We start from the raw sequence: 4,524 nt of genomic DNA, 5'->3' as shown, positions 1-4,524 counted from the left end.
ATTGCATAAGGCTTTCATGCTTGTTCTTAATTCTCTCATGAATAATGCAGGTTATCCTATCTCTCTGGGAACAATACCACGACTTTCCCACGAAGTACCAAGACGACGTTAGCGACGTTAAAGACGGCGACGGGGGCAGTGACGGGGACGAGGACGAGGACTATGACTTTTGACGTTGTTTGAACGAAATGAGGGGTCTTGCCCCTCAATGCCTTACCTATCCTAGATTCAAATATTCATAACTTAGGTATAAATAACCTACAGCATAACCTTACTCAACGCGATCGTCATAGAAAACTTGAGCAACTACTTTGGCTTTTATGACTATCGTAGGTTACATCCATCTTTGGGTTATCAATGTCCCGCTACAATATATTTTCAAGATTAAGGAGGTAGTTTAATTCAATTAAGAAAAGTCTCCAATTTAGTCAGAACAAAAGCTTGTAGTCTTCTATCTTAGTTTTATTGTTTTTTTGTCTAAACAATTTGGTACACTTCAATTCAAAACATTTTCTAAAAGGTTTTTTATGTCATCGCCTCCTTGATTTTGAACAAAGGAGAGGATGATCGGGACAAAATTGGCTATCATTCCACTATCCAATCCTAGCTTGGAGAACCCTCCCGCCAAACTCATGAGGTTTGCGATTCCGGCAGCTTCACCTCCCATGGCCCCTGCTAATCCGCTTAATGCACCGAGCATTCCTCCATCTTGGGGAGCCGATGAAAGCATATTCTCTATACCTGGAACATAATCCGCTACTTTAGCAAAATCATCTTCCCCTAACTTGTCTTTTGCCAGTTGAAAAAGAAGTCCTGCCCCACCTTGAGCTTGTGAATCCTGTATTCCAAGATTTTCCGTTAAAAGTTGAATGAGATCCATCAACATCACCCTCTAATTTTCCTTATTGTAATAGTAACCTCATTCATTTATTCTCTTGACAGGCTATTTATTTGTAGTTACGATTTAGTATATGCAGATTGGCTACGATACCAAAAAAAATCAGAAGAACATCGTAGAGCGTGGATTGCCATTTGATGATGTGGTGTTTTTGGATTGGGAACAGGCACTAATTCGCGTTGATGATAGGAAAGATTATGGAGAAGTGCGCTATAACGCTTTTGCTACAGGCGAAGATGGGAAAGCCTACAGCGTAACTTTCACACTAAGAGGTGATATCGTATGGATTATCAGTTTTCGTCGCGCCCGTGAGAAAGAAAGGAGGCTTTATGAACAAAGATCATAATTTATGGCAAGGAGATGAGGAAAACCCCATCTGGACTGAAGATGATTTTAAGAAAGCACAACCTGCACAAGAAGTGCTGCCTAAAGATTTTTTTGAAGGGATGAAGCGGAGTAGGGGGCAGCGTGGTAAGCAAAAAGCTCCAACAAAGCAACAAGTCACACTGCGCTTAGACCCTGAAGTTGTTGACTACTTTAAGTCAGAAACGCCTGATGGCTGGCAAACGCGACTCAACCAAGCTTTAAAAAACTATATCCATGAGCATCCCATCTAATTGAGAACATCGTTTCATGCCTGCTGTGCAACGTAATTGTCCTAAGTTATTGACATTGCAGGACGAGGAAATCGTCATGAAAGGGCGAGGAGCCGGTCGCAGATGAACAAAGCCGTATTGATTGTATATTAGAAATCCCTATCATCTACACTAACGGATTCATCCACTGCTTGTGTTGGACTATCAGAATTGGAGTCCACTTTTTGCTGAGACTGCCACGCAATCGCATTAAGAATGAGTTTACCATTTCCCGTACAATTCTCCCGATAATCAGACTCAGAAGCGACTATCTCCCCTAACTTGGTAATGACTTTAGCATATTTCTTATCTCTGGCTATTTCTCTTTCTGATTTATTGAGAGGACGATTTCCTGATAACACGGCCTCAATAATGGGAACATAAGGAGCAGCTTCCTCTGTTGTTTCTTGAACCTCCAATTGCAGTTTGGTTAAATGGATGATTTCTTGCGCTCCCTGGATAATGGGGGGAATGGGGAGAGATTCGTTGAGAGCATCTGATTTGTGTAAGCGGGGACTATCAGGAGGAACGTAAAAAATGTTCTCAGCATTAAGGCCATTAGGGAATAAATTTGCATCAATTTCGCCTTTTTCCCACATCGTTGACACTATGTCTAAAGCTTTTTCTCGATTAGAGGGGTTATCACCGCCTTTCTGGGGAACTTCTATAAGTAGTCCTTCTTGTTCTTCTGGCGGTTGCTCAAGGTCGTTTACAGCGACAAAGTAAGTCAGAGATTTCCGTCTGGGCATGGCATCGGGTTTCAAGAATAGTGGCGAACTCTTGTATTATATCAAAAACTCACACAGTTTAGTCCTCTTCAAGCAGTATAATCCTTCAAATTTAAGGAGACATTACGATGACAGTGCTAATTCAAATTGTTTATCATCAATCTCTTCTTTTTTTGTCGTTATTTTGCGCTTATTGGGTTTAACAATAAGAGTAATTTTGAGTAAGTACAGAGAAAACAACATTTCCATCAGTAATTTTACCTTACTGGAAGACTAAGGTTTTTAAAGAAACAGTAGAAGAAATAAACTAAAACTAATCCAATAAAAAGTCTGACTTCTTTGACGGCATAAACCGGGCAAAATCATCGTTATTTTCATTACTTAACCCTCAAGTCCCCAATTTTTGCAATTTAAACAATTAGAATTTTTTTTGACAGGTGCATTCTTTTTACAGACTAATTTTACTCTAAATCTTATCTCAGTTCAATGATTTCTAAGAAACAACTTAATCATTAAGATAAAATGAATAAGACTTTAATAAGAAGTAAAAAAATTCCTATATTTCTGTTGTACTTAGAAAGAATTGTGTTGCCATCACTATAATTGGTGAATCTCTAATAATCTAATTGATTCACCCAACTGGTGGAAGATAACACTACCAATTAAACCTTATACTCTGTATGTAATGGTTGTCAAAAATCAGACCTTCACGAAATCCCCTTGAATCTGATATGGAAATTATTTCTTTAACACTTATTTTAGCCGGTACAGTTTTTGTTGATGTTTTATGGAAAGAAAACCAGGAAGAACAATAATTTAATATCATCAGAAATTGTTTTGATGAAAATTAGTCAATTTGAACTTAGCGACAAAACTTTCCCCTAGATGATGATAATCAAACTTTAGAAAAACTCATCTTCGCCATCATCACTGAAATCATAACCCCTTTCCACCCAATATTGCCAATCAGCGATAGCTTCACTGGTCATATCATCGCTACCAACGGGGTCAATCTCAGATAACGACACAGAGAAAGTATCTGGGCTGTATCCTTCGCTGTAACGAACATCGACCCTCATTTCTTCTTCGCATTCCTCGTCAGAGGACATAGCCACCACTTCTACATTGGCTCCATCCCATATAGCCACAAAAGGCATATTAAGATTATCCTCTAGGTAACAGTACCAGCCCATACGCTCTTCACTCCCATTGTAGGTATCAACGATGATTTGGTTGATAATGCGCTGTTCTCGGTCGTCGTCGTGGGATGTAGTAGCCATGATAGAATTTGGTTTGGCAGGGAGAAACAGCAATTATAATAAGAGGAAAATGGAGAAAAAACAACTATTAAATGGACTGGCTCAATTAACAATTAACAATTAACAATTGATTCATTCAAGGTTTCCCTCTAACTGCGTTGATGAGTGCATCCAATACCAAATATTTCTCTATTTCCAATCTGGTCATTGTTCATTGTTCATTATTCGTTGTTCATTGTTAAACAACATACGAGTTTGATGAAATATTACCTTTGCTTGTTAGGCGTGGAATTAGCCAATCCCTGCGAGGAAAGAATCTGGGCAGAAGCACAGAAATTACTCATAGAACATAACCTCGTGGGACAGAGAACTTGCATTGATCGAGAGTGGTTAGCTCAACAAAAAGAAAGTAAACAAACGATATTCAACCAAGAGTAATAATCTTTTATTGTTTTTTTCTGCGCTTTGCGCTTATTCCTTAGTAATTACTAAGGAGTTATAATGGAAACAAAAATAACAGAAAGTTTGCCTCAACTGGAAGAGGAACTTGAGTTAATCGTAGCTCATCTCGATAGCGACAGTCCCGAAGAAAGACAAGTCGCTGAAGACATCTTCAATGAATTCCTACCCCGTCTAGAAAGTAAAATTGATGGTTACATAAAGGTTATCAAATGGCGAGAGTCATTAATAGAATACCAAGAGAATGAAGCTAAACGAATTAGTGATTTAGCCCACACGAATAAGGAAACAGTTCAATGGCTAAAAAGTAAATTACAAGCTTTCATGGAACAACGGGTAGAACAACTCGGAGACAAGGGTAAACGTATCGAAGGGAAGCTATCAAAAGTTAGTCTTTGTAATAATGGGGGTCGCCCTCCTATCTGGATTAATCCTGAACTTAAGACTGAAGATTATCCCCAAGAATATAAAGAAACTAGAGTTCATATTGATCTCACATCTTGCACCAAGAAAAGTTGATATGAGGAACGATGGCTAAAACTCTT

General features: G+C 38.7%; 7 protein-coding genes. 4 read left to right on the top strand and 3 right to left on the bottom strand.

All coding sequences use genetic code 11. The annotated features are described in order from the left end of the window. Window positions 1-496 precede the first annotated feature (496 nt). Window positions 497-880, bottom strand: a complete 384-nt coding sequence (locus P9B04_RS14900) for a DUF2780 domain-containing protein (RefSeq protein ID WP_342055777.1) — start codon at window positions 878-880, stop codon at window positions 497-499. 91 nt (window positions 881-971) lie between these two features. Here P9B04_RS14900 and P9B04_RS14895 point away from each other — a divergent pair, with 91 nt between their 5' ends. Together P9B04_RS14895 and P9B04_RS14890 are read left to right on the top strand one after the other, a co-directional pair. Beyond that, window positions 972-1,244 (top strand): BrnT family toxin, encoded by a 273-nt coding sequence (locus tag P9B04_RS14895; RefSeq protein WP_342055776.1) that lies wholly within the window; start codon window positions 972-974, stop codon window positions 1,242-1,244. Beyond that, the gene (locus P9B04_RS14890; protein WP_342055775.1) at window positions 1,228-1,515 is read left to right on the top strand and encodes a BrnA antitoxin family protein; all 288 of its coding nucleotides are present in this window, start codon (window positions 1,228-1,230) and stop codon (window positions 1,513-1,515) included. Before P9B04_RS14895 ends, P9B04_RS14890 begins: the two co-directional genes overlap by 17 nt. Before the next feature lie 128 nt (window positions 1,516-1,643). Here the strand turns inward: P9B04_RS14890 and P9B04_RS14885 are convergent, their stop codons facing one another. Together P9B04_RS14885 and P9B04_RS14880 are read right to left on the bottom strand one after the other, a co-directional pair. Continuing rightward, window positions 1,644-2,282 carry a hypothetical protein gene (locus P9B04_RS14885; protein ID WP_342055774.1) on the bottom strand — a complete coding sequence of 213 codons (639 nt, stop codon included), beginning with the start codon at window positions 2,280-2,282 and terminating at the stop codon, window positions 1,644-1,646. Between the two features lie 881 nt (window positions 2,283-3,163). Further along, the gene (locus P9B04_RS14880; RefSeq protein WP_342055773.1) at window positions 3,164-3,541 is read right to left on the bottom strand and encodes a calcium-binding protein; all 378 of its coding nucleotides are present in this window, start codon (window positions 3,539-3,541) and stop codon (window positions 3,164-3,166) included. A 237-nt stretch (window positions 3,542-3,778) separates the two neighbouring features. Here P9B04_RS14880 and P9B04_RS14875 point away from each other — a divergent pair, with 237 nt between their 5' ends. Next, window positions 3,779-3,958 (top strand): hypothetical protein, encoded by a 180-nt coding sequence (locus tag P9B04_RS14875; RefSeq protein WP_342055772.1) that lies wholly within the window; start codon window positions 3,779-3,781, stop codon window positions 3,956-3,958. Window positions 3,959-4,021: 63 nt separating this feature from the next. Further along, window positions 4,022-4,498 (top strand): siphovirus Gp157 family protein, encoded by a 477-nt coding sequence (locus P9B04_RS14870; RefSeq protein ID WP_342055771.1) that lies wholly within the window; start codon window positions 4,022-4,024, stop codon window positions 4,496-4,498. Window positions 4,499-4,524: the final 26 nt, after the last annotated feature.

The sequence above is a fragment of the Crocosphaera sp. Alani8 genome (genome assembly GCF_038442745.1).
Lineage (GTDB): Bacteria > Cyanobacteriota > Cyanobacteriia > Cyanobacteriales > Microcystaceae > Crocosphaera.
The sequence above is the reverse complement of the archived record's forward strand: the minus strand, read 5'-3'. Positions and strand labels throughout refer to the sequence as shown.